This window comes from Rhodococcus sp. 2H158, from assembly GCF_053764755.1.
Genome location: NZ_JBSNCE010000005.1, coordinates 35,655 through 59,874, shown reverse-complemented (window position 1 = coordinate 59,874; position 24,220 = coordinate 35,655). Strand labels below are relative to the sequence as shown.

Sequence of the window (24,220 nt, the reverse complement as noted above, 5' to 3'; positions counted from 1 at the left end):
ACCCCCGCCGTGACCCACCCCCTCGACCGGCTCCACGACGCGACGGCCGACCTGGACCCGCCCCTCGCGGCCGTCGACCTCCCCACACTCCGACGCAACGCCGCCGACCTCGTCCGTCGCGCCGGGGGCACACCCGTGCGGGTGGCGAGCAAGTCCGTCCGGTGCCGCGCGGTCCTCGAGGAGGTGCTCGGCACCGGCCTCACCGCCACGGGCGGTTTCCGCGGGATCATGGCGTACTCGCTGCGCGAAGCGCTCTGGCTGGTCGAGCGCGGCGCCCGCGACGTGCTTCTCGGATACCCGACCGTCGACCGTGCCGCGCTCGCCGCACTCGCCGGCCGGCCGCACGCCCTCGACGCCGTCACCCTCATGGTCGACTCCGCCGCCCAGCTCGGCATTGTCCGCGACGCCCTCGGCACCGCCCGCGTGCGGCCCCGCGTGTGCCTCGACGTGGATGCGTCGCTGCGGCTCGGGCCGGTGCACCTCGGCGTGCGGCGCTCGCCGCTGCGCACGCCCGACGAGGTGGCGCAGCTCGCCCGCTGCGCCACGACCGCCGGCTTCGCCGTCGTCGGAGTGATGTTCTACGAGGCGCAGATCGCCGGCCTGCCCGACACTTCGCTCGCGGTCCGCCTGATCAAGCGCCGGTCGGCCGCCGAGCTGGCCACCCGTCGCAGCGCCGTCGTCGGGGCCGTCCGTGCCGTCGTCGGCGACCTCGAGATCGTCAACAGCGGCGGCACGGGCTCGCTCGAGATCAGTTCCGCGGACCCGGTCGTCACCGAGGTCACCGCCGGCTCCGGCCTGTACGTGCCCACGTTGTTCGACCGATACCGGGCCTTCACGCCGCGGCCCGCGCTGTACTTCGCGCTGCCCACGGTGCGCAGGCCCAGCCCCACCATCGCCACGCTCTTCGGCGGCGGTTACATCGCCTCCGGCCCGACGGGTCCGTCCCGGGTACCGCGGCCGGTGCGGCCCGCCGGACTGCGGCTGCTGCGCGCCGAGGGTGCCGGCGAGGTGCAGACCCCGGTCACCGGCCGCGCCGCCGCAGACCTGCCCGTCGGCGGCCGCGTGTGGCTGCGGCATGCCAAGGCGGGGGAGCTGTGCGAGCGGTTCGCGCAACTGCATCTCGTCGACGCCGGCGGCACCCGCACCACCGTCCCCACCTATCGCGGCGAGGGGCACTGCTGGTGAACTACGCCGGTGCCGCGCTGTTGCACAACGCCTTCCAGTCCTGCTCCGTGCGATCGGCGTAGGCGGCGGACCACCGCGCCACCGCCTCGTCGAACACCGTCCCGCGGCCGAGGTACCCGGCGACGAACGCGCCGTCCGGGCTCTGGCTGTGGGCGCGGGCGAGCAGCGCTCCGCACAGCCGGCCGTACCGCTCCGACTGTGCGGGACTGAGCCGTTCCCACTGCACCGATCCCTTCATGTCCCGGAACTGACGCACATAGAAGTCCCGGCGCACGCCGTCGGGGCCGGGGACGCCGGTGATCCAGCCGAGGAGCGGATCCGAGTGGGCCTGCAGGATCCGCTGCGCCCCCACGACGCGGGCGCCCTGGCCGTGCGCGATGAGGTCGGCCTCGACCCGGTGCGGGGTCTCCCGGATCCCGCCGTGCGTCTCCAGCACCGACCGTCCGGCCTCCTTGACCTGGAGAAACAGCGGCTCGTCGGCCGGGCCGAGCAGCAGGGCGAGGAAGCACCGGGTGCCCACGCTGCCCACCCCCACGATCCGCATCGCGAAATCCACGACGCGGTACTGGGAAAGCAGCAGCTGGGCATCCGCCCGTACCGTCGCGCGGTAGGACGCGACGATCCGCTCGATGGCGTCGAGTGACCCGATGTCGAGGTGGCGGACGATCGGGGGCTGGTCGACGATGCGCGGAACGCCGTCGGCCGTGGTGACCGTCAGTTTCCTCAGGACCTGTTCCGATGTGCGGCTGCGGGCCTTCTGCACGACGGCTCGTATCCCCTCCGGATTCCGCGACGCCTGCTCGATCTCTTCCGCGTCGACCTGGAAGTAGAACCGCTCGGTGGCCGTCAGTCCGGACAGGAACCGGATGGTCTCGCGGTACGAGCGCACCGTCGCGAGGGTCGCGTCCCGGCACTGCTGCTCGGTGCAGCCGGTGTGACGGCCGGCCAGCCATACCGAGGCGGCCAGCCGCTTGACGTCCCATTCCCACGGCGCCGGATACGCTTCGTCGAAGTCGTTGAGATCGAACAGGACCTGGCGCTCCGGCGAGGCGTACAGGCCGAAATTCGCCAGATGGGCGTCGCCCGAGGCCACCACGTGCGGTCCCGTCACCGGCTCGGTGGACAGGTCCGCCGCCATCGCGGCGGCGCTGCCGCGGTAGTAGGCGAACGGGGACTCCGTCATCCGCTCGTACCGGATCGGCACCAGTTCCGGCAGCCGGGTGCGGTTCTGCTGCTCGAAGATCGCCACGGGGTCGCGTTCGGGGCAACGGAATTCGCCGTGCGCACCGCGGGGCACACGGGCGCGGGCGGCGCGTCCCTCGGCCCGCGCCCGCTCGGCGGCGGTGGTGGGTGTCATCCAGCGATTGTGCACCGGCGCACAATGACCGCATGCCCTTTTTCGACGGCAGCACCGGCCGTATCCACTACCGACACTGGCCCGTCGACGGCGCGGCGGCCGCCGTCGTCTTCGCCCACGGGATGCGTCAGCACACCGGCCACTACCACCGCTTCGCGGCGGGCCTGGCGACGCACGGCATCGCGTTGTGGGGCATCGATCTAGCCGGGCACGGCCTGTCCGAGGGCAGCCCCGGTGAACCGGGCGTCCTCGACGACCTGGCTGCGGACCTGCTGCGCGTCGCCGAGGTGGCGGAGCGTGCCGAGCCGGGAATGCCGATGGTGGTGATGGGGCATTCGCTCGGCGCGGCGACCACCCTCACGCTGCTGCGCACCGACGCCGGCCGCTTCCGTGGCGCCGTGCTGTGCGGGACGCCGCGCTCGGCGGCCGTGCCCGCGACGGCCGAGATCCTCGCGGCGGCGCGCATACCGCTGCTCGCGGTGCACGGCGCCGACGACCGACTGGCCCCGATCGACCCCGTGCGGGCCTGGGCCCGGACGATCCCGGCCCTGGACCTGCGCGAGTACCCCGACGCGGGCCACGACCTGCTGCACGAACCGGTGCACCGCACGGTGACGCGCGACGTCGCCGAGTTCGTCCGGACCGTGACCGAAGTGCCGGCCCCCCAACAACAGTGAGCGAATGTATCCCTCACTCGATCAGAGGAGATGAAGGATACATTCGCTCACCATGGGCGTGGCCCTACGAGTAGATGGCCTCGATCGCCGTGCCGTGCGCCTCGTGGATGACGTTGCGCTTGAGCTTGAGCGTCGGGGTCAGCTCGCCGGTCTCGATGGTGAAGTCCACTTCGAGGATCCGGTACTTCTTGATCTGCTCGGGGTTGGAGACCTTCTTGTTGCCCTCGGCCACCGCGGCGTCGATCTCCGCGATCAGGTCGGGGTTCTTCAACAGCTCGGACACCGGGGCGTCGGCCGGGATGCCGTGGCGCTCCTTCCAGCCGGGCAGGGCCTCGGGGTCGAGGGTGACCAGCGCGCCGATGAACGGCTTCGCGTCGCCGACGACGATGACCTGGCTGATCAGCGGGTGCGCCCGCAGAGCGTCCTCGAGCACGGCCGGGGCGACGTTCTTGCCGCCGGCGGTGACGATGAGCTCCTTCTTGCGGCCGGTGATGTGGACGAATCCGTCCTCGTCGATCTTGCCGATGTCACCGGTGTGGAACCAGCCGTCGACGATCGATTCGGCGGTGGCCTTCTCGTTCTTCCAGTAGCCGCCGAACACCGCGGGGCCCTTGAGCAGCAGCTCGCCGTCCTCGGCGATCCGCGCGGCGTGCCCGTTGACCGGCCGGCCGACGCTGCCCACCCGCTGGTGCTCGGGGGTGTTGATGGTGACGCCACCGGTGGTCTCGGTCAGGCCGTAGCCCTCGAAGATCGGGATGCCGACGCCGCGGAAGAAGTGGCCCAGGCGCGCGCCGAGGGCGGCGCCGCCGGAAACCGCCTGCTCGCACTCGCCACCGAGGGCCGCGCGCAACTTGCTGTACACCAGCTTGTCGAACACCGCGTGCTTGATCTTCAGGCCCAGACCGGGCCGGCCCTTGTCCAGCGCCTCGCTGTACGCGATGGCGGTATCGGAGGCCTTCTCGAAGATCTTGCCCTTGCCGCCGTCGTACGCCTTCTGCTTGGCCGAGTTGTAGACCTTCTCGAACACGCGGGGCACCGACAGGATGAAGTTCGGCTTGAACTCGCCGAGCTGGTCGAGCAGCGTGGTCAGGTCGGAGGTGTGCGCGACGGTGACGCCGTGCTCGAACGCGCCGAACGAGATCTCGCGGGCGAACACGTGCGCGAGCGGCAGGAACAGCAGGGTCCGCTTGCCGCTCACCATGGAGTTCGGCAGGGCGAGCTTGACGGCCGCTGCCTCGGCCCACAGGTTGCTGTGGGTCAGCTGCACACCCTTGGGGCGCCCGGTGGTGCCCGAGGTGTAGATCAGGGTGGCGGGGGACTCGGCACGCACCTGGTGGCGCCGCTCCTCGAGTTGCTCGTCGGTGATCGCGGCGCCGCGCGCGATCAGTTCGTCGACAGCGCTCTTCGTTCCCGGTGCGCCCTCGATCTGCAGGACCTCGCGCAGGGCCGGCGCGGCCTCGGCCACAGCCGCGACCGTTCGCGCGTGGTCGTCGTTCTCGACGACCAGCAGTGAGGTTCCCGAGTCCTCGAGGATCCACTGGGCCTGGTCGGCCGAGGAGGTCTCGTAGATCGCGACGGTGCAGCCGCCGGCGGCCCAGATCGCGTAGTCGATGAGGACCCATTCGTAGCGGGTGCTCGACAGGATCGCGACCCGGTCGCCGAGTTCGATCCCGGAGGCCATCAGGCCCTTGGCCACCCCGCGGACCTGGGCGGCGAACTCGGCGGCGGTGACGCTGACCCACCGGCCGTCGATCCTGCGCTCGAACGGCACCCAGGTCGGCGACTCCTTCTCGTGCCGGAAGACGGCGTCCGCCATCGATGCGTCCTCGGGAATCGAGAACGACTGTGGCACGGCAAACTCTCTCACGGTGACCCCTCCATCAATTTTTCACTGGTGGATGTGCATTGCATCACACGAGGACGGAAAACGCAGCAGCGGGGGTGCCCGATTTGTAGCCTTTTCGCTCTGACCTGTGAAGATACCTGTTAATGACGGACACGGACAACTGCTGTCCGCGGGTGCGTGTTCAGGCGGGTTCGAGCAGGCGGGCGGCCTCGTCGTCGGAGAGCTGATGGAAGTCGTCGTATGCGGCGCCGACGCTGCCCAGGTCCGCGGGCGTGAACGGGCACACCACCTCGTCGGCCACCGCGCCCACGCGACGCGCCGCCTCCGGGGACGCCACGGGCACCGCCAGCACCACCCGTTCGGCACCGGACTCCCGAGCGGCCAGGCAGGCGACGGCGGCGGTCGCGCCGGTGGCCATGCCGTCGTCGACGAGGACGACCGTGCGTCCCGACAGCGACGTGCGCTCCTTGCCGCCGCGCAGCAGCCGGGCGCGACGGTCGAGTTCGGTGCGTTCACGGGCCTCGATCCGTTCGATCGAGTCCTCGGCCACCCGGCCGATGCGGATGACGTCCTCGTTGAGCACGCGGAAGCCGCCCTCGGCGATGGCGCCCATCGCGAGTTCCGGCTGCCACGGCACCCCCAGCTTGCGGACGACGAGCACGTCGAGCGGGGCGTCGAGGGCGCGAGCCACCTCGCGGGCGACGGGGATGCCGCCGCGTGGGAGGGCGAGGACCACGGGGTTCGCGTCGCGCAGGTGGGCGACCGAGCGGGCCAGCCGCCGCCCGGCCTCCGGACGGCCGGAATAACGCATAGGTCGAGTATGCGCCCGGCGGTGGGCGGCCCGGGCAGGTTTGCGTCCGGATCCGGGCCCGCTCGGGCGACGGCGTGCAGGGCTCAGGCGACGGTGTGCAGGGCTCGGGCGGGCCGCAGGGCGTCGAGGAGCGGCTGCCAGGTGAGGGCGTCGCCGCCGCGCCGCTGCCACTCGTCGGCGAGGGTGGTGTCGTCCGTGCCGGCGAGGTCGTCGAAGGTGTCGACGCCGTGCCGATACAGGACCTCGGCGGCCAGTTCGACGGTGTCGGCGGCGATGGGTGCCTCGTCGGGGCTGTAGCGGCGACGGTAGTGGCCGACCTTGCCGGCCCACTGGGCGCTGCCGCCGGTCTCCTCGAAGGTGCGCAGGAGCGCGCGGATCCCGTCGCGGCCGGCGTCCGCGCCCTGGGCGGCCCGGTAGGCCCGGTAGCGATCGGTGACGATCCCGGGATCTACGCCTCGGGTGCGGTGCACTGCGTCGAGCAGGCGCAGGGCCAGGTTGTCGGCTGCGTCGGGCATCGGGGCCTCCCGGTGGTGACATGGCGCGGTGGAGCGGTTCCACAGGTGTATCGCCGATGACCGGGCGTGTGTTGCATCACAGACTTCCTCGGCGTGTCTTCCTCTCCGTCACAGGGGAGGAAGACACGCTCCGGGGCTATCCGAGCTCGCCGTGCAGGTATGCGGCGTAGGCCGGCAGGTCGAGCTGCCCGTGCCCGGACAGCCCGATCACGATCACCTCGGGCCCGGTCACGGTCCGCGCGTACTCGGCGGCCGCCGCGAGGGCGTGGGCCGACTCGGGGGCGGGCACGATGCCCTCGCTGCGGGCGAACTCGACGGCCGCCGCGAAGGCATCGGTCTGCGCGACGGCCGTGCCCTGCACGTATCCCAGTTCGACGGTGTGGCTCAGCAGCGGCGCCATGCCGTGGTAGCGCAGCCCGCCGGCGTGGATGGGGTCGGGGATGAAGTCCTGACCGAGGGTGTGCATCTTGAGCAGCGGGGTGAGACCCACGATGTCGCCGTGGTCGTAGCGGTACTCGCCCTGCGTGATGGACGGGCACGCGGCCGGCTCGGCGGCCACCACCCGCGTCGTGGCGCGACCGTGCAGCACCTCGCGCAGGAACGGGAACGACAGGCCGGCCAGGTTGGAGCCGCCGCCGGCGCAGCCGAACACGACGTCGGCCTGCTCCTCGCCGGCGGCACGCAGCTGGGCGACGGCTTCGAGACCGATCACGGTCTGGTGCAGCACGACGTGGTTGAGCACACTGCCGAGCGCGTACCGGGCGGCGGGGTCGCCGGCGGCGACCTCCACGGCCTCGGACACGGCGATCCCCAGCGAGCCGGGGGTGTCCGGCTGTTCGGCGCGCACCTTGCGGCCGGACGCGGTGAGTTCCGACGGGCTCGAGTGCACGGTGCCGCCGTACACCTCGATGAGGTGCCGGCGGTACGGCTTGGACTCGTACGAGGCGCGCACCTGCCACACCTCGAGGTCGATGCCGAACTTGGCGCATGCGAACGAGAGCGCGCTGCCCCACTGGCCGGCGCCGGTCTCGGTCGTCAGCTTCTTCACACCGTCGAGAGAGTTGTAATACGCCTGCGCCAGAGCCGAATTCGTCTTGTGGCTGCCCACCGGGCTCACGCCCTCGTACTTGACGTAGATGCGGGCGGGGGTGCCGAGTGCGCGCTCGAAGGACCGGGCCCGCAGCAGTGGCGTGGTGCGGTAGGTCGCGTACGCCTCCCGGACGGGTTCGGGGATCGCGATGTCGGTCTCGGTGGACAGCTCCTGCTCGATCAGGCCGGCGGCGAACAGCGGTTCGAGGTCGGCGGCCGTGACCGGTTCCCTGGTGCCGGGATGCAGGTGCGGCGGCGGGGCGTCGGGCAGATCTCCCGCGATGTTGTACCAGTGGGTGGGAATGCTGACGAGCTCCGGCACCGGAAGGTCCTTTCGTCTGTCGAGAGTGGAACCGGTTCAGTGTGCCTTCCGTCGCACGTGACCCGTCCGGCGGAGGGCCGGCGGTGTCGACAGAAATATGTAGACCGGTCTATTATTCTGCCGTGACCACCAAGGGAGCACGCACGAAGGCGCGCATGATCGACACCACGCTGGAACTGATCCAGACCCGCGGCTACCACGGCACCGGCCTCGCCCGCATCACCGACGACTCCGGTGCGCCCCGAGGCTCGGTGTACTTCCATTTCCCCGGCGGCAAGGACGAGCTCGTCGTGGCGGCGCTGGACCGGGTGGGGGCGGAGTTCACCGGCCTGCTCGAGGCGCTGCTGGCCGAGGGGCGGACCGCCGCCGAGATCGTCGCCGCGGTGTTCGACGACCTCGCCGCCCGGCTCGGGCGCTCCGGGTTCGCGGCCGGCTGCGCCGTCGCCTCCGTCGCCGTCGACGCCGCCACCGACAACCCCGTTCTGCAGCAGAGCTGCGCCCGCGTCTACGAGTCGTGGCGGGTGGTCCTCGAGCGCGTGCTCGCCCGCGACGGGATACCCGATGCCGCCCGGCTCGCCGGGGTGATCGTCAGCCTCGTCGAGGGCGCGACCACCGTCGCCCGTGCCCGGCACGACGTGGCCCCCCTGGTGGACGCCCGTGCCGTCGCGCTCGACCTCCTCGGAGCCGCGCGATGAGCGCCGCGGTGGTCTTCGGCGCGACGGGATTCATCGGCCGCGGCCTGCTGCGGGAACTGCTCACCGACCCGGACGGCGACGACCTCGTCGTCGCGGCGGTGCGGACCGCCGAGTCGGGGGCGCGGCTGCGCGACCGGCTCGCGTCCGGCGGGGTGTCGCTGGACCGGCTCTCGGTCCACGTGTTCGACCCGGGCTCCGCCGAGCTTGTCCTGGATCCCGTAGCGGCGGACGTGCGCGACGTCTACAACCTCGCCGCCGCGTTCGCCTTCGGGATGACGGCCCGAGCGGCGCGTGAGGTGAATGTGGTGCTGGCCGAGAAGATCACACGATTCGCGGCAGCTGCCGGCGCGCGCCGGCTGGTGCACGTCAGCGGCTACCGCGTCGCGTCGTACCCGGCCGTGCCGGCGCCGTGGCCGCCCCGGCACCGGCGCCGGATCTACCGGAGGTTCGGCGCGTACGAGGCGTCGAAGATCGAGGCCGACGCGGCGGTGCGTGCGCTCGCCGCGGAGCTGGGGGTTCCCCTCACGGTCGTCAACCCCGGGACGGTGATCGGCGACTCCCGGACCGGGGAGGCCGATCAGTACCTGGGTCTCGCGGAGCTGGTCGTGCAACTCGCCCGCGGGCAGCTGCGCGCCGTGCCCGGCTCGCGGCGCACCGTGCTGCCCGTCGTCACCATCGACCACCTCGCGCGCTTCCTGGCGCTGATGCCGCGCGACCCGGTGACGGCGGGGCAGGCCTACTGGGTCCTCGACGACGCCACGCCGCCGCTGCCCGAGCTGGTTGCGCTGCTCGCCGACGAGCTCGGCGTGGCCGCGCCGCGCCGGCGGATACCCGTCGCCGCGCTGCGGGCTCTGCCGGCCCGCCTGACCGGGGCGGAGAAGGAGACCCTGAGCTTCCTCAGCGCCGACACGTACCCGACCGCGCCCGCCACCGCCCTCGCGCGCCGGCACGGGCTCGAGTACCCGCCGGTGCGGCCGGCGCTGCGGCTGTGGGCCCGCCACGTGGCGGCGACGGCACCGGATGCGGCGTCCGGATAGGGTGGTCGGGGACCCTTGTCCGGCGCTGTGGAAGGGTCATGGCCGTCCATCCGATAAACTGCAGGTCAAATGAGTGATACTGTGCAAGACCCCGAAGCCGACACCGCTACCCCCACGTTCGCCGATCTCGACATCGACGCCCGTGTGCTGCAAGCGCTTTCGGATGTGGGCTACGAGACCCCGTCGCCGATCCAGGCGGCCACCATCCCGCCGCTGCTGGAGGGGCGCGACGTCGTCGGTCTCGCGCAGACCGGCACCGGCAAGACCGCCGCGTTCGCGGTGCCGATCCTGTCGCGGATCGACACCTCGGTGAAGCGGCCCCAGGCGCTGGTCCTGGCTCCCACCCGTGAGCTCGCCCTGCAGGTCGCGGAGGCTTTCGGCAAGTACTCGGCGCACATCCCGGGTCTGCACGTGCTGCCCATCTACGGTGGCCAGAGCTACGGCGTGCAGCTGTCCGGGCTGCGTCGTGGCGCGCACGTCATCGTGGGCACCCCCGGACGTGTGATCGATCACCTCGCCAAGGGCACCCTCGACATCTCCGAGCTCGAGTTCCTCGTGCTCGACGAGGCCGACGAGATGCTCACCATGGGCTTCCAGGAGGACGTCGAACGGATCCTCGCCGACACCCCGGAGACCAAGCAGGTCGCGCTGTTCTCGGCGACCATGCCGGGCGCGATCCGCCGGCTGTCCAAGCAGTACCTGCACGACCCGGTCGAGATCACGGTCAAGTCGAAGACGACGACGTCGGCGAACATCACCCAGCGCTGGGTGCTCGTGTCGCACCAGCGCAAGCTCGACGCCCTGACCCGGATCCTCGAGGTCGAGCAGTTCGAGGCGATGATCCTCTTCGTCCGTACGAAGCAGGCCACCGAGGACCTCGCGGAGCGGCTGCGGGCCCGCGGTTTCTCGGCCGCCGCGATCAACGGCGACATCGTGCAGGCCCAGCGCGAACGCACTATCGGCCAGCTCAAGAGCGGTGCGCTGGACATCCTCGTCGCGACGGACGTGGCGGCCCGCGGTCTGGACGTCGACCGCATCAGCCACGTCGTGAACTACGACATCCCGCACGACACCGAGTCCTACGTGCACCGCATCGGCCGCACCGGCCGCGCCGGGCGCACCGGCGACGCCCTGCTGTTCGTCGCCCCCCGCGAGCGGCACCTGCTCAAGGCGATCGAGCGGGCCACCCGGCAGCCGCTCACCGAGATCCAGCTGCCGTCGGTGGAGGATGTCAACGCCCAGCGTGTCGAGAAGTTCAACGATTCGATCACCGAGGCGCTCGCGTCGGATCACCTGTCGTTGTTCCGCACGTTCGTCGAGGACTACGAGCGCGAGCACGACGTCCCCCTCGCCGACATCGCGGCGGCGCTGGCCGTGCTCTCCCGCGACGGGGAGTCCTTCCTCATGGAGGCCGAACCCGAGCCCGTGGCGCCGCCGCGGCGGGAACGCGAGCCGCGGGAGCGGCCTCCGCGCCGGTTCGACGACGACGGTGCGTCACGCGTCGGGCGCGACGGGCAGGAGATGGCCACCTACCGCATCGCCGTGGGTAAGCGGCACCGGGTGGTGCCCGGCGCGATCGTCGGCGCCATCGCCAACGAGGGCGGCCTGCGCCGCAGCGACTTCGGACACATCAGCATCCGCCCGGACCACAGCCTCGTCGAGCTGCCGAAGGACCTGTCGCCGGAGACGCTCGAGGCGTTGCGCGGCACCCGCATTTCCGGGGTGCTCATCCAGCTGCAGCCCGACAGCGGCGCACCGTCGGGTCGGCCGTCGACTTACCGTCAACGCGACGACCGTGGCGAGCGCCGCCAGGGTGAGCGCAAGGAGTACGGCGGCAAGAAGGACTGGGGCGATCGCGGCGGCCGCAGCAAGGACTTCGGTGGGCGCGGCGACCGGTTCGGTGACAAGCCGAACCGCGGATTCCGTGAACGCTCCGGCGAGCGCGGGCAGTCCGGTGGACACGGCTCGGGCGGCCACAGCGGCGGCTACCGCGGGCGCGACTGAGCGCGCGGGCGGCGATCGCGGGCGCGACCAGCGCGCCCGCGGGGCTCACATCCTCCCGTACCGCGCGAGGACAAAGCAGTACACGCCGTACGCGGCGATACCGAGGCCGGCCGCGACGAGCAGGATCTGACCGAACGGGGCGGTGCCCAGCGTCTTGAGGGCACCGTCCAGTCCCGTCGCCTTGGACGGATCGGCGGTGAACGTCGCGACGAGGACCAGGACGCCGGCGCCGGCGATCGCCAGGCCCTTCGCGACGTACCCGACGGCGCCGAGCGGCTCGGCGTACCGGGGCAACCGCTCCCGGTGCAGGTCGTCGAGGAACTTCTTCGCCGCGCCCTTGTAGACGTGGTAGGCGCCGATACCGATGATCACCAGCCCGGCCGCGACGAGCAGGACCTTGCCGCCTCCGGACTGCATCAACCGGGCACTGAGTCCGGCATTCTGTTCACCGCTCGACTTGCCGCTGCCCCGCGCGAACTGGAACGCGGTCAGGGCCAGCGCCAGGTAGGCCACGGCGACGCCGACGGTCTTGACCCGGTCCAGGGCCGACGGTTTCTCGACGTCCGAGCGTTTGCCCACAGCGGCCTCGACCAGACGCCACAGTGCCAGTGCCGTGAGCGTCACGGCCAGGACCCACAGGACGATCCTGCCGCCGGGCTGGGCGGCGAGCTCGCCGAGGGCACCGGACTGATCGGCACTGGCCGGATCGCCGAACGCGACCCGGATGACGATGTAGGCGATCAGCAGGTGCACGACCCCGCTCGCGGCCTGTCCGACCCGCGCCACCTTCTCGAACATCGGGTGCTGGGCGGCGCCCGCGGCTCCCGTGCTGGTCTGTTGTCCGGTCACGCGACGGCCTCCAGGATCTCGCGGCGACGGCGCCGGGCCGCCCTGGCAGTGGTGCCTACGGGGAGCCTATCGCGCCGGCGGGGCGTCGTCCGGGTTCGCCGGCGCCGGCTACCGGACCCTGCCGGCCAGGACGTCGGCGGTGGCGCCGTCGACGGATTCGCGGATGATGTCGGCGTGGCCGGCGTGCCGGGCCCATTCCTCGATCTGATGCAGGACCAGGAACCGCACGGTGAGCGGCACGCCCTGGTCCAGCCATCGGGCGATGTCCGCCGGCAGGTCCACCACCCGGTCCAGGGCCGGGTCCGCCCGCAGCACGTCGGCGAAGCGTGCCGCGACCGTGTCGAGCCGGGCGAGCCGATCCGCGACGGTCTCGTCGTCGCGCACCGCCCACCCGGCCGTCCACGCCGCCACCGGGTCCGGCTCGCGGCTCTGCGTCCCGGAGATGCGGTCGGCGGCGGCGACCTCGCCGTCGATCACATGGTTCAACAGCGACGCCAGGCTCATCGCGGAGGCGCTGGGCACGCTGCGCGCCTGGTCCTCGGTCAGGCCGGACAGCGCGTTGCGGAACGCGGTGCGCTGATTGTCGAGAAGCAGGAGCAGCAGGTCGGTCTCGTTCGTCGTCATGCGCCCAGTGTGGGAGCCATTGCGGACACCCGCGGTCCTGAATCGGCGAACTGGGTGCGGTACAGCTCGCCGTAACGCCCGTCGGCGGCGAGCAGCTCGGAATGGGTGCCGCGCTCGACGATGCGTCCGTCCTCGACCACGAGAATCAGATCCGCCGCGCGGACCGTGGACAACCGGTGCGCGATCACCACGGAGGTCCGTCCGGCCAGCGCCTCCGTGAGCGCCTCCTGCACCGCGGCCTCCGACGTCGAGTCCAGGTGCGCGGTGGCCTCGTCGAGGATGACCACCCGCGGGTGGGCGAGCAGCAGTCGCGCGATGGTCAGCCGCTGGCGCTCACCGCCGGAGAGCCGGTATCCGCGCTCGCCGACGACGGTGTCCAGGCCGTCGGGCAGGGAGCGGATCAGCTCGGTGAGCCGGGCCCGGCCCAGCACCTCCCACAGCTCGTGCTCGGTTGCCTCCGGGCGGGCCAGGAGCAGATTCGCCCGCACGCTCTCGTGGAACAGGTGCCCGTCTTGGGTGACCATGCCGACGGTTCCGCGGATCGACGCGGTGGTGAGCCGGCGCACGTCGACCCCGCCGAGCAGCACGGATCCGGTGTCGGTGTCGTAGAGCCGCGGCACCAGTTGCGCGATCGTGGACTTGCCGGCGCCGGAGGAGCCCACCAGGGCCACCATCTGCCCGGGCTCGGCCCGGAAGCTCACGTCGTGCAGGACCGGTGCGCCGCCGCGGGTGTCGAGCGTGGCCACCTCCTCCAGCGACGCCAGCGAGACCTTGTCGGCGGCGGGGTATGCGAAGTCCACGTGCCGGAACTCGACGGCGACCGGGCCGTCGGGGACGGGGCGGGCGTCGGGCGCCTCCTCGATCAGCGGCCGCAGGTCGAGCACCTCGAAGACCCGCTCGAAGCTCACCATCGCGCTCATCACGTCGACGCGGGCGCTCGCGAGTGCCGTCAGCGGCGAGTACAGGCGCGTCAGCAGCATCGCCATCGCCACGACGGCACCCGGCTCGAGTTGCCCGCGCAGCGCATAGAAGCCGCCGAGGCCGTAGACGAGGGCCAGCGCGAGGGCGGACACGAGGGTCAGGGCGGTGACGAACACCGACTGCAGCATCGCCGTCTTCACCCCGATGTCGCGCACCCGGCGGGCGCGGACGGCGAACTCCGACGACTCCTGCGCCGGACGGCCGAACAGCTTCACCAGCGTCGCGCCGGGCGCGGAGAACCGCTCCGTCATCTGGGTGCTCATCACCGAATTATGGTTGGCTGCCTCACGATTCAGGCGCGCCAGCCGTACGCCCATGTGCCGGGCGGGCACCACGAAGATCGGCAGCAGCAACAGCGCGAGCAGTGTGATCTGCCAGGAGATCCCGATCATCACCACGAGCGTGATCGCGAGGGTGACGATGTTGCCGACCACTCCGGACAGGGTGTCGCTGAACGCCCGTTGGGCGCCGATGACGTCGCTGTTGAGCCGGCTGACGAGGGCGCCGGTGCGGGTGCGGGTGAAGAACGCGATGGGCATGCGCTGCACGTGGTCGAACACGGTGGTGCGCAGGTCGAGGATGAGGTCCTCGCCGATGCTCGCGGACAGCCAGCGGTTCAGGATGCCGAGCCCGGCCTCGACGACGGCGATGGCGGCGATCAGCACCGCCAGCCACGTGATCACCGAGAAGTCGGCGCGGTCGACGATGGCGTCGATCACCCGGCCGGCGAGGACCGGGGTGGCCACGCCGAGCGCGGCAATCAGCACGCTCAGCAGCAGGTACATGCCGATGTTGCGGCGGTGGGGGCGGGCGAACTCGGCGATCCGGCGCAGGCTGGCGCGCGAGAACGGACGCCGGTCGCTCTGCGCGTGCATCGCGTTGTACATCGCGTTCCACGCGGTCACTTCCATGCTCATGCGGGAGCCTCCTGAAGTCGGTCGCCCGACCGTAGAACCTCGAGTGGACTCGAGGTCAAGCGTAGATGCGCGGACTGCTGCGGGCTCGCGAGGTCGCCACCGAGTCTGCTCGTCCGCGTCGAACCCGCCCACCGGATTCTGCACGTGACCTCCGACAGGGCCCGTCGTCACGGCCGCGCACGTAGGGTCGGAGGATGGCACCGAAGATCGCAACGGCGGACCGCGTGGACCGCGACCGGCTGCTCGAATTCGTCCGCCCGCGCCACCGCGGCACCCTGGTCACCACCCGGTCCGACGGCCGGCTGCAGATGTCCCCGGTCACCTGCGGGGTGGACGACGCCGGCCGCATCGTGATCGCGACCTACCCGGAACGCGCGAAGGTCGTCAACATCCGCCGCCGCCCCGCCGTGTCGATCCTGATCCACTCCGACGACTGGAACGGTCCCTACGTCCAGATCGACGGCACTGCCGAGGTGATCGACCTGCCGGACTCGGTCGAGCCGCTCGTCGAGTACTTCCGCGTCGTCGCCGGGGAGCACTCCGACTGGGACGAGTACCGGGAGGCGATGCGTAAGCAGGGCAAGTCGCTGATCCGCATCACCGTCGACGACTGGGGTCCCGTCGCGACCGGCGGTTTCCCGCCCGGCCGGGCCTGAGCCGCGCGATCAGCGAGCGACGTCGACGACCAGCCGCGTCGGGTTCGTCAGCGCGTACACGGCGAACGGCGTGTTCGGCTCCGCGACGCCGACGAACGACTGGGTCACGCCTTCGAAGACGCCGGAGCCGTTGACCTCGACGACCGAGCCGCCCGGCTGCGCGAGCACCGGGTTGGGGCCGGAGTAGGGTTCGACGCCGCTGTCGAACGGATAGGCGGACCCGTCGATGAGCACCTGCAGGATCGCGCCGCCGGCGACGGCCACGTCGTTGCCGCTGCCGTCCTGCACCGCCCGGTCGACGTATCCGACGCGCCACCCCGGGATGCCGGTGCCGCCCATCTCGTACACCACCCGGTCGAAGTTCTCGTGCCGGCCGGTGCGGATGTCGGTGACGGTCAGCTTCGCGCCGGCCGAGGCGGGCGACGTCTTGTCCGCCGCGTCGGTCGGCGCGGGCTCGGGGGTCGGCGACGAGTCGGCGGACCCCGACCCGGAGGAGATCGTGGAGGTGGCGGTGCTCGCCGACGCGGACGGTGCCGGGCTGTCGGCGTCCGAGCAGCCCGCAAGTACCAGCGCGGCGGCGGTGACGGCGAAGGCGATCCGGGCGTGCTTCATGAGCAAGATGTTACGGCTGTGACGGCCCGGTCTCCGGGAGGCGTGTCTCACCCGAGCAGTTCGCGCAGGTAGGCGACGTCCTCGGCGATCCCTTCCGCCGGGGTCTCGAGGACGATCGGCGCGTCCGCGGCCCGGCACACCGCCACCAGCAGGTCGGGAGCGATCGTGCCGGCGGCGATGTTGGCGTGCCGGTCCCGGCCGGAGCCGAAGCCGTCGCGGGAATTGTTCAGGTGCACCAGATCGATCCGGCCGGTCGCGGCCCGTACCCGCTCGACGACATCGACGAGGTCCTCGCCGCCCGCCCACGCGTGGCAGGTGTCGAGGCAGAAGCCCACGTCGTAGTCGCCGACGGCATCCCACAACCGCGCGATCGCATCCACGTGCCGGGCCATCGCGAACTCGCCCCCGGCGGTGTTCTCGATCAGGACGGGCACCGCGAACCCGCCCTTGTCCTCCTGTCGCTCGAACAGCTTGCGCCAGTTCTCCACGCCCGCGGCGACCTCCTCGCCGGACCGGACGTGGCCGCCGTGCACCACCAGGCCGAAGGCGCCGATCCGGGCGGCCGCCTCGGCGTGCTCGGCCACGGCCTTGCGCGACGGCATCCGCAGCCGGTTGTTCGTGCTGGCCACGTTGATCACGTAGGGGGAGTGCACCACCACCGCGACGTCGGAATCGCGGATCTGTTCCTCCCGGGGGTGCGGGCCCGGCTTCGTCCACTGCTGGGGATCGCCGAGGAACAGTTGCACCAGGTCTGCGCCGACGCGTTCGCCGCAGCCGATCGGATCGTCGTCCTGCCGGACGTGTGCTCCTATCCGCATGGTCTCGACGGTAGCGCCCGGCGGCGACGCAGGAGAACCTCACCGGGACGTCACCAGGCGCACCCTGAGAACCGTCCGGCGCGGAATCCGGGACGTCCCCGATGGTGCCCTGTCGGAAAAGTCAGGAAGATGGTGGGCATGCCAGCCCACACCGCCACTGCCGCGCGCGCAATCGACCTGAGAAAGATCTACGGAACCGGTGAGACCGCCGTCCACGCCCTCGACGGGGTGAACGCGGAGTTCGCGGCGGGGGAGTTCACCGCCATCATGGGTCCCTCGGGTTCGGGGAAGTCGACGCTGATGCACTGCCTCGCCGGCCTCGACACCGCCACGTCCGGTTCGGTGGTCCTCGGCGACACGGACCTGACCGACCTGTCGGACAAACAGATGACGCAGCTGCGGCGCGATCGCATCGGCTTCGTCTTCCAGGCGTTCAACCTGGTGCCCACGCTCACCGCACTCGAGAACATCACGCTGCCCGTCGACATCGCCGGCCGCAAGGTCGACCGCGAATGGCTGGACACCGTCGTGAACCGCCTGGGACTCGGCGACCGGCTCGACCACCGGCCCGGGGAGTTGTCCGGCGGTCAGCAGCAGCGCGTGGCGTGCGCCCGCGCGCTCGCCGGCCGGCCCGAGATCATCTTCGGCGACGAGCCCACCGGCAACCTCGACTCCCGTTCCTCGGGCGAGGTGATGTCGATCCTGCGGGCCGCGGTCGACGAGTTCGGGCAGACGGTCGTGATCGTCACCCACGATCCGCGTGCGGCGAGCTACGCGGATCGGGTGGTGTTCCTCGCGGACGGGCGCATCGTCGACGAGATGCGTGACCCGACCGCCGACTCGGTGCTCGACCGGATGAAGCAGTTCGACGCCGTCGCCGTTCCCACGGCGAAGTAGGGCGAGCCGATCATGAGTGCGAATCCCATCCGCAGGGTTGCCCTGCGCAATCTCGCCGCCCACAAGGTGCGGCTGCTGCTGACCGTCCTGTCCGTGGTGCTCGGCACCGCGTTCGTCACCGGCTCCTTCGTCTTCACCGACACCCTGCAGCGCACGTTCGACAGCATCTTCGCCGACGCCGCCAAGGGCGTCGACGTCCGCGTCAGCAGCGAACAGCAGGGCGCGAGCGGCGTCCCCGACTCCGACGTCGCCGTCGTCGCCGCGGTCCCCGGCGTGCGTACCGTGGTGCCGGCGTTCGGTGGGCCGGTCATCGTCCTCGACTCCGAGGGCGCGGCCATCCAGACTGGCGGCGCCCCCAGCGAGGGCACCGCCTACCTGCCCCCCGACCAGCAGCTCGGCGACCCCAACGAGTTCGTCGCCGGACAACCGCCCACCGTCGACGGCGAGATCGCGCTCAACTCGAGCGCCGCCGAACGTGCCGGATTGTCCGTCGGGGACCCGACGAAGATCCTCGCCGCCTCGGCCGGGATCGTCCCGGTCACGGTCAGCGGCATCTACGACGTCGAGACCGACACCGGCGGCTACGTCGGGGCGATGTTCACCGAGAACCAGGCCCGCACCCTGTTCACCGACGGCACGCACGTGCAGTACATCGACGTCGCCGGTGACGGTGTGCCCGCGGACGAGCTGCGGGACCGCATCGCCGCCGCCGTGCCCGGCCAGAAGGTCCAGACGGGCGCCGAGGTCAGCGAGGAGATCAAGACCGAGATCGAGGAGGCGCTGAGCTTCCTGAACTACTTCCTGCTCGCGTTCGGCGCGATCGCGCTGCTGGTGGGCACCTTCATCATCTACAACACCTTCTCGATGATCGTGGCGCAGCGACTGCGGGAGCTCGCGTTGCTGCGGGCGATCGGGGCGAGCCGCAGCCAGGTGGGCCGGTCGGTGAACCTCGAGGCACTGGTCGTCGGGATCGTGGGCAGTGCCCTCGGCATCGCCGGCGGCGTGGCCCTGGCCTACGGGCTGCGCTCCGCGCTCAACGCGTTCGACGTCGGCCTGCCCTCGGGCCCGCTGCAGCTCGCGCCGCGCACTGTGCTCGTGGCCCTGCTCATCGGCGTCGTCGTCACCGTGGTCAGCGCCTACGCGCCGGCCCGCCGCGCGAGCAAGGTCCCGCCCGTCGCGGCCATGCGGGAGGAGTCCACCGCGACCGTCGAGTCGCTGCGGCTGCGGACCGTCATCGGAGCCGTCGCCGCCGTGGCCGGTGCCGTCACCGTCGTCGTCGGCGCCCAGGGCACCGGCGGTGGCGCGGCCTCCACCGTCGGCGTCGGGGCCTTCGCCCTGATCATCGCGGTCCTGCTCGCGGCGCCCGCGCTGTCGCGGCCCTTCGTCGCGGGGCTCGGCGCGGTGTTCGCCCGCCCGTTCGGGGCCGTGGGCCGGCTCGCCCGCACCAACGCGGTGCGCAACCCCCGCCGTACCGCCGCCACCGCCTTCGCGCTCACGCTGGGTCTGATGCTGGTGTCGGTGATCGGGGTGTTCGGCGCGTCCGCCAAGGAGAGCGTCAACTCGCTCGTCGACACCGGCGTCAAGTCCGACTTCATGCTCACCGGACCGCAGATGATCGGGGTGCCCGTGGGGGCCGCCGCCGCAGCGGCGCGGGCAGAGGGCGTGGAGGAGACCATCGCGATGCACGGCGTCCCGGCGCGCATCGGCGACGAGGACACGTTCGGCGTCGCGCTGTCCGGCCCCCTCGGCGACGTGCTCGAGGTCGACGTCACCGAGGGCCGGGACGACGTCGCCGGCACCGACCTGCTGGTGTCGCAGACCACGGCGGACGAGAAGGGCTGGAAGGTCGGCGACCCGGTCACCCTCACCAGCCGCGACGGCGAGGACGTCGGCACGACGGTGAGCGGCATCTTCGCCGACAACCAGTTGCTCGGCTCGTGGGTCGTCTCCGAGGAGGTCTACCAGCAGTTCACCTCGCCTGCGTCGCGCTCGGACTTCGTGGTGTTCGTGAACACCGCGGCCGGCAGCGATCCGGAGGCGATCCGCACGGCGCTCGAGGACGCCACCAAGCAGTTCGTCGTGGTCCAGGTGCTCGATCGGGAGCAGTTCAAGGGCCAGCAGGCCGCCCAGATCGACACGCTGCTCGCCGTGCTCTACGGGCTCCTGGCGCTGGCGGTGGTCATCGCGGTCCTGGGCATCGTCAACACCCTCGCCCTGTCGGTGGTGGAGCGGCGCCGGGAGATCGGCATGCTCCGCGCGGTCGGCATGCAGCGGGTCCAGGTCCGCCGCACCATCTACATCGAGTCGATGCTCATCGCGGTGTTCGGCGCGGTCGTCGGTCTGGTGCTGGGCCTGGCGTTCGGCTGGGGCTTCGTCCGGACGCTGGCCGACCAGGGCCTCGACAAGATCGCCGTCCCGTGGGGGCAGGTGATCGCCATGCTCGTCGGATCCGGCGTGGTCGGTGTGCTCGCCGCCCTGTGGCCCGGCGTCCGTGCCGCACGGACGCCGCCGCTCGAGGCGATCTCCGACATCTGACGCGACGGGACCCCTCGCCCGTCTCCTTCCGCCCCCGGTGCCGCGCGCGCCGGAGGCGGAACTCGTGCTGCAGCCTTCCCCGGTCGTCGCGACCCGGGGCACTCGTCTCCGGACGTGAGTTGTCCACAACCGGCCCGTTCTTCCACAGTTTCACGCCGGCGGCAGTGCACCCCGCCGCGGCAGGCGCGCAGTGGATTACGCTGCCGCGCCGAGGGGGTGGATCGAATGGATCTTCGGCAGTTGCAGCGGTGGGACCCGGATGCGCTGGACGGTCTCGGCGCGATGCTGGACCGGCATGCGGGGGAACTCGAGCGGATCGGCGCGCAGATCACCGCGTCGGGACGGTTCGACGGACAGTGGTCGGGGCTCGCGCACGCCGCCGCCGAGCAGCGGCTCGGTGACGTCACCGGCGGGATCGTGCGACGGTCCGACGCGTATCGGGAGGTGAGCCGCTGCGCGGCGTGGTGCGCGCCGCGGCTGCGGGCACTGCGCGCGGAACTCGACGACGCGACCCGCTGGGCGCGGGACCGGGCGTTGACCGTGCGGGACGACGGAACCGTCGCGGGCGGACCGGGCACCGACCCGGAGCGGCACGAGGCACAGGCCCGCATCCGCGCGGTCCTCGACCGGGCCGAGGCGCTGGATCGGCGGGCCGCAGCCGACCTCGGCCGCGTGCCGGACGAAAGCCCTTCGCGTCCGCTCGGTTTCGGGGGCGTGCGCGCTGTGCCCGCGTCCGCCCCGGCGGTGCCGGCGCCCGGGACGGCGGCGGCCCGGGTGGCCGCGTGGTGGGCCGGACTCGACCACGGCGAGCGCACGAAGGTCGTCACCCTGGCGCCCGAGCTGATCGGCAACCTCGACGGCGTGCCGGCCGCGGTCCGCGACCTGGCCAACCGCGCGCAACTGACGGGGGAACGGCGCCGGCTCGAGGAGGTCGCCGCCCGATTGCAGGCCCAGCTCGACGCCGATCCGCTCGGCGGACTGGCGAGCAACGCCGACGCCGGACTCGCCCAGACCCGCAACAAGATCGCCGCGCTCGACGCCATCGAGACGACGCTGGCCCGCGAGGAAAGGCGGCTGCTGGGCCTCGATCTCTCGGGCCGGGAAGCGATGGCCGCGGTGGCGGTCGGGGACGTCGACACCGCCGACCACGTCACCGTGTTCACCCCCGGCGCCGGCTCCACGGTGCAGGGCAACCTCACCGGATACGACACCCGGATGGCGACGCTGCGGGAGGAGACCATGCGCCACCTGCAGGAGGCCGGCCGCGCCGCCGAGTCGGTCGCCGCCGTGACGTGGCTGAACTACCAGGTGCCGCAATGGGGCTGGGGCCTCGCCCACACCGAGCTGAGCCCGGTGTCGGACCTCGCGGCGGTCCGTGCCGCCCCGCGGCTCGCCGGCTTTCTCGACGGTCTGTACGCCGAGCGGGACCCGCACGTCACCGCCGTCGGTCACTCGTACGGTGCGCTCGCCACCGGCCTGGCGCTGCAGCAGGGTGTCGGGGTGGACGCCGCCGTGTTCCTCGGCGCCCCGGGAATCGGCACCGACGACGTCGCCGAACTCGGTGTGCCGCCGGGCGCGACGTACCTCGTGGAGGCCGACCGCGACCCGGTCGGTGACGTCGGCACGTTCGACGGCGATCCGAGTTTCCTCGACGGCGTGACCCACCTGTCGAGCGACGCCGGGGCGGACGCGTCCGGCCGGCCGCGGCTCGGCTCGACCGGGCACAGCGAGTACCTGAGCGACGGAACGATGAGCCTGTACAACGTCGCCGCGGTCGTCGGCGGCCTCACGGATCGAGTGGTGCGATGAAGGTTCTGCGCGTCGGTGTGCCGGTGCTGGCCCTGTCGCTCGCGGGGTGCGCGGGCGGACCGATCCCCGTCGCCGTGCCCGAGCCGGTGGCCGCGGACCGCGCCGGTGCCGTCGAGTACTACACCCGGGTCGAGCACGACGCGATGGCCGCCCTGTCGGACGCTTTCCCGGAGATGCAGTTCCGGCAATCGGACCCGGCCACGACGGCCTACTGCGAAATGCCCGACGGATCGGAGGGCACCACGGTGTTCCTCCCGATCCACCTCTCCGATCGGCCGGTGCCGCCGGGTCAGCTGGAGCGGGCGGCGCGGGTGTTCGAGGAATCGTTGGCGGGCACCGGTTTCCACGGTGCCCGGTCGCTGCCGGTCGAGACCGGGCTCCAGATCCGGATGTTCGCCGCGGACGGTTCCTCCATCGCGTTCGGCAGCTATCTCGCCGCGACGGTGGGGCTGACCGTGGGGTGCTACCCGGACCGGCCGTAGTGAACTCCCCGTGCTCGCCGGTGGGCGACGACGGAAGGGAGGGCGCGGGAGGCGAGGAGCGGGGAAGAAGTTCCTTATATGTACTTGAACATCCCTATTGCTCGGATAGTGAGGGAAGTTTAGGGTAGTTATGTGAGTGAACGTCTCTATTCGGTGGACGAGGTGGCCGAAAGCCTGGGTCTGCACGTGCGCACCATCCGCAGCTACGTGCGCTCCGGGCGGCTCCCCGCGGTCCGCATCGGCAAGCAGTACCGCATCGCGCAGCAGGACCTCGAGGCCTTCACCGGCCGTCCGATGCCGCCGTCGTCACGCGAGACGGACGGACGCCGGCGGCACACCGACGTGTCGAGCATCGTGGAGATCGACGCGGTCGGCGCCGAGACGGCCCACCGCCTGACCACTCTCGTGACGAGCGCGGCGGGCAACCGCCGTTCGGGCGACGAGCCACTGCGGATCGAGACGGTGTACGACGAGAGGAGGGCGAGGATGAAGATCGTCATCCTCGGCGGGCTGGCCGACACCGCCCGGCTGTTCGACTACATCGACGGGGTGCTCGAGTCATGAGCACGATCTACACGTCCGAGGCCGGCGCCCGCGAGGTCCGGCGGCGCTATCGTGATGCCCTGCGGGACTGGCCGATTCCGGCCGAGCATGTGCGGGTACCCACCCGCCAGGGGGAGACCTTCGTGGTCGTCTCCGGTCCGGACGACGCGCCGCCCCTGCTGCTGCTGCACGGCTCGGGCGCGAACGCGACGATGTGGCGCGACGACATCACCTCCTGGGCGCGGCATTTCCGAACCTTCGCCGTCGACCTCGTCGGTGAACCGGGGGAGAGCGCGCCGTCCCGGCCGCCCCTGGCCTCCGACGCGTACGCGCTGTGGCTCGATGACGTGCTCGAAGGTCTGGGGATCACGAGCGCGGCGATCGTCGGCGTGTCCCTCGGCGGCTGGATGGCGGTGGACTACGCCACCCGTCGCCCGGAACGGGTGACGCGGCTGGTCCTGCTGTGCCCCGGTGGCCTGGGCCGGCAGCGAATGGGCTGGCTGGTCAAGGCGATGTTCCTGCGTCTTTTCGGGCGCCGGGGGGCACTCCGTTCGGCGGCCGCCGTCACCGGCCTGGACACTCCCGAGACGCGTCCCGTCCTCGACGAGGTGGTGCTGACGTTCGCCCATTTCAAGCCGCGTACGGAGCGGTTGCCCGTGTTCTCGGACGACGCGCTGCGGCGGCTGACCATGCCCGCGCTCGTGATCGTCGGTGGCCGTGACGTCCTGTTCGACTCCGAGGGCACCGCCGATCGCGTGCATCGGTGCGTCCCGCACGCGAGCGTCGAGGTGCTACCCGAGGCCGGGCACGCGATCCTCGGCCGGACGGAATCCGTCCTCGAATTCCTGCGCGACTGACCCGTCGCGCAGCAACCTCCCTCGGTCGGGGCGAATCGGCCAGGAAGAATCGTCATGTCCCCGAACCTGCCTCACGAGACGGGCCGGCCCGCGGACCGCCGC

22 protein-coding genes are annotated in these 24,220 nt (G+C 71.7%); 12 read left to right on the top strand and 10 right to left on the bottom strand.

The genetic code is table 11. The features are described from left to right. Positions 1 to 9: 9 nt before the first annotated feature. Positions 10 to 1,185, top strand: coding sequence for an amino acid deaminase/aldolase (locus ACWPOB_RS06155; protein ID WP_455400242.1), 1,176 nt, complete (start codon positions 10 to 12; stop codon positions 1,183 to 1,185). A 1-nt stretch (position 1,186) separates the two neighbouring features. Here ACWPOB_RS06155 and ACWPOB_RS06150 read toward each other — a convergent pair whose 3' ends face one another. Next, on the bottom strand, positions 1,187 to 2,542 hold the full coding sequence (locus tag ACWPOB_RS06150) for a DUF2252 domain-containing protein (RefSeq protein WP_455400241.1): 1,356 nt from the start codon (positions 2,540 to 2,542) through the stop codon (positions 1,187 to 1,189). A gap of 32 nt (positions 2,543 to 2,574) precedes the next feature. On the opposite strand from ACWPOB_RS06150, the gene ACWPOB_RS06145 reads away from it, so the two are divergent. Next, positions 2,575 to 3,219 (top strand): alpha/beta hydrolase, encoded by a 645-nt coding sequence (locus ACWPOB_RS06145; protein WP_455400240.1) that lies wholly within the window; start codon positions 2,575 to 2,577, stop codon positions 3,217 to 3,219. A gap of 64 nt (positions 3,220 to 3,283) precedes the next feature. On the opposite strand, the gene ACWPOB_RS06140 is transcribed toward ACWPOB_RS06145, so the two are convergent. The 4 genes from ACWPOB_RS06140 to ACWPOB_RS06125 form a co-directional block, all read right to left on the bottom strand. Beyond that, a complete protein-coding gene (locus ACWPOB_RS06140; RefSeq protein ID WP_455400239.1) occupies positions 3,284 to 5,086 on the bottom strand; it encodes an AMP-dependent synthetase/ligase in 1,803 nt (600 codons plus the stop codon). A gap of 160 nt (positions 5,087 to 5,246) precedes the next feature. Then, the gene (locus ACWPOB_RS06135) at positions 5,247 to 5,876 is read right to left on the bottom strand and encodes a phosphoribosyltransferase (protein WP_100057494.1); all 630 of its coding nucleotides are present in this window, start codon (positions 5,874 to 5,876) and stop codon (positions 5,247 to 5,249) included. An 83-nt stretch (positions 5,877 to 5,959) separates the two neighbouring features. Continuing rightward, the gene (locus ACWPOB_RS06130; RefSeq protein WP_455400238.1) at positions 5,960 to 6,391 is read right to left on the bottom strand and encodes a hypothetical protein; all 432 of its coding nucleotides are present in this window, start codon (positions 6,389 to 6,391) and stop codon (positions 5,960 to 5,962) included. Positions 6,392 to 6,527: 136 nt separating this feature from the next. Continuing rightward, positions 6,528 to 7,802 (bottom strand): TrpB-like pyridoxal phosphate-dependent enzyme, encoded by a 1,275-nt coding sequence (locus ACWPOB_RS06125; RefSeq protein WP_006938673.1) that lies wholly within the window; start codon positions 7,800 to 7,802, stop codon positions 6,528 to 6,530. A gap of 122 nt (positions 7,803 to 7,924) precedes the next feature. Here ACWPOB_RS06125 and ACWPOB_RS06120 point away from each other — a divergent pair, with 122 nt between their 5' ends. From ACWPOB_RS06120 to ACWPOB_RS06110, 3 genes are all read left to right on the top strand, one after another. Beyond that, entirely contained in the window at positions 7,925 to 8,497 is a 573-nt protein-coding gene (locus tag ACWPOB_RS06120; RefSeq protein WP_455400237.1) for a TetR/AcrR family transcriptional regulator, read from the top strand. Then, positions 8,494 to 9,534, top strand: a complete 1,041-nt coding sequence (locus tag ACWPOB_RS06115) for an SDR family oxidoreductase (RefSeq protein WP_455400236.1) — start codon at positions 8,494 to 8,496, stop codon at positions 9,532 to 9,534. Before ACWPOB_RS06120 ends, ACWPOB_RS06115 begins: the two co-directional genes overlap by 4 nt. 69 nt (positions 9,535 to 9,603) lie before the next feature. After that, on the top strand, positions 9,604 to 11,538 hold the full coding sequence (locus ACWPOB_RS06110; RefSeq protein WP_455400235.1) for a DEAD/DEAH box helicase: 1,935 nt from the start codon (positions 9,604 to 9,606) through the stop codon (positions 11,536 to 11,538). Between the two features lie 45 nt (positions 11,539 to 11,583). Here ACWPOB_RS06110 and ACWPOB_RS06105 read toward each other — a convergent pair whose 3' ends face one another. The 3 genes from ACWPOB_RS06105 to ACWPOB_RS06095 form a co-directional block, all read right to left on the bottom strand. Beyond that, positions 11,584 to 12,387, bottom strand: coding sequence for a DUF1206 domain-containing protein (locus tag ACWPOB_RS06105; RefSeq protein ID WP_100058133.1), 804 nt, complete (start codon positions 12,385 to 12,387; stop codon positions 11,584 to 11,586). A gap of 108 nt (positions 12,388 to 12,495) precedes the next feature. Further along, positions 12,496 to 13,011, bottom strand: coding sequence for a mycothiol transferase (locus ACWPOB_RS06100; RefSeq protein WP_455400234.1), 516 nt, complete (start codon positions 13,009 to 13,011; stop codon positions 12,496 to 12,498). Then, complete coding sequence (locus ACWPOB_RS06095) at positions 13,008 to 14,909, bottom strand: ABC transporter ATP-binding protein (RefSeq protein ID WP_455400233.1); 1,902 nt, start codon at positions 14,907 to 14,909, stop codon at positions 13,008 to 13,010. Before ACWPOB_RS06095 ends, ACWPOB_RS06100 begins: the two co-directional genes overlap by 4 nt. 194 nt (positions 14,910 to 15,103) lie before the next feature. On the opposite strand from ACWPOB_RS06095, the gene ACWPOB_RS06090 reads away from it, so the two are divergent. Then, positions 15,104 to 15,565: a PPOX class F420-dependent oxidoreductase gene (locus ACWPOB_RS06090; RefSeq protein WP_455400232.1), complete on the top strand. Its 462-nt coding sequence runs from the start codon at positions 15,104 to 15,106 to the stop codon at positions 15,563 to 15,565. 9 nt (positions 15,566 to 15,574) lie between these two features. Here ACWPOB_RS06090 and ACWPOB_RS06085 read toward each other — a convergent pair whose 3' ends face one another. Continuing rightward, positions 15,575 to 16,177 (bottom strand): AMIN-like domain-containing (lipo)protein, encoded by a 603-nt coding sequence (locus ACWPOB_RS06085; RefSeq protein WP_455400231.1) that lies wholly within the window; start codon positions 16,175 to 16,177, stop codon positions 15,575 to 15,577. A 47-nt stretch (positions 16,178 to 16,224) separates the two neighbouring features. Beyond that, positions 16,225 to 16,995, bottom strand: coding sequence for a deoxyribonuclease IV (locus ACWPOB_RS06080; RefSeq protein WP_100058445.1), 771 nt, complete (start codon positions 16,993 to 16,995; stop codon positions 16,225 to 16,227). A 138-nt stretch (positions 16,996 to 17,133) separates the two neighbouring features. Between ACWPOB_RS06080 and ACWPOB_RS06075 the strand changes: the two genes are divergently transcribed. The 6 genes from ACWPOB_RS06075 (at position 17,134) to ACWPOB_RS06050 (ending at position 24,118) form a co-directional block, all read left to right on the top strand. After that, a complete protein-coding gene (locus ACWPOB_RS06075; protein ID WP_029542537.1) occupies positions 17,134 to 17,892 on the top strand; it encodes an ABC transporter ATP-binding protein in 759 nt (252 codons plus the stop codon). Positions 17,893 to 17,904: 12 nt separating this feature from the next. Then, on the top strand, positions 17,905 to 20,427 hold the full coding sequence (locus tag ACWPOB_RS06070; RefSeq protein ID WP_455400230.1) for an ABC transporter permease: 2,523 nt from the start codon (positions 17,905 to 17,907) through the stop codon (positions 20,425 to 20,427). A gap of 225 nt (positions 20,428 to 20,652) precedes the next feature. Next, positions 20,653 to 22,236: an alpha/beta hydrolase gene (locus tag ACWPOB_RS06065; protein ID WP_455400229.1), complete on the top strand. Its 1,584-nt coding sequence runs from the start codon at positions 20,653 to 20,655 to the stop codon at positions 22,234 to 22,236. Then, entirely contained in the window at positions 22,233 to 22,718 is a 486-nt protein-coding gene (locus tag ACWPOB_RS06060; protein ID WP_455400228.1) for a hypothetical protein, read from the top strand. The genes ACWPOB_RS06065 and ACWPOB_RS06060 overlap by 4 nt, the downstream gene beginning before the upstream one ends. 132 nt (positions 22,719 to 22,850) lie before the next feature. Then, positions 22,851 to 23,282, top strand: coding sequence for a helix-turn-helix domain-containing protein (locus tag ACWPOB_RS06055; RefSeq protein WP_100056292.1), 432 nt, complete (start codon positions 22,851 to 22,853; stop codon positions 23,280 to 23,282). Continuing rightward, a complete protein-coding gene (locus ACWPOB_RS06050; RefSeq protein ID WP_100056291.1) occupies positions 23,279 to 24,118 on the top strand; it encodes an alpha/beta fold hydrolase in 840 nt (279 codons plus the stop codon). Before ACWPOB_RS06055 ends, ACWPOB_RS06050 begins: the two co-directional genes overlap by 4 nt. Positions 24,119 to 24,220 lie beyond the last annotated feature (102 nt).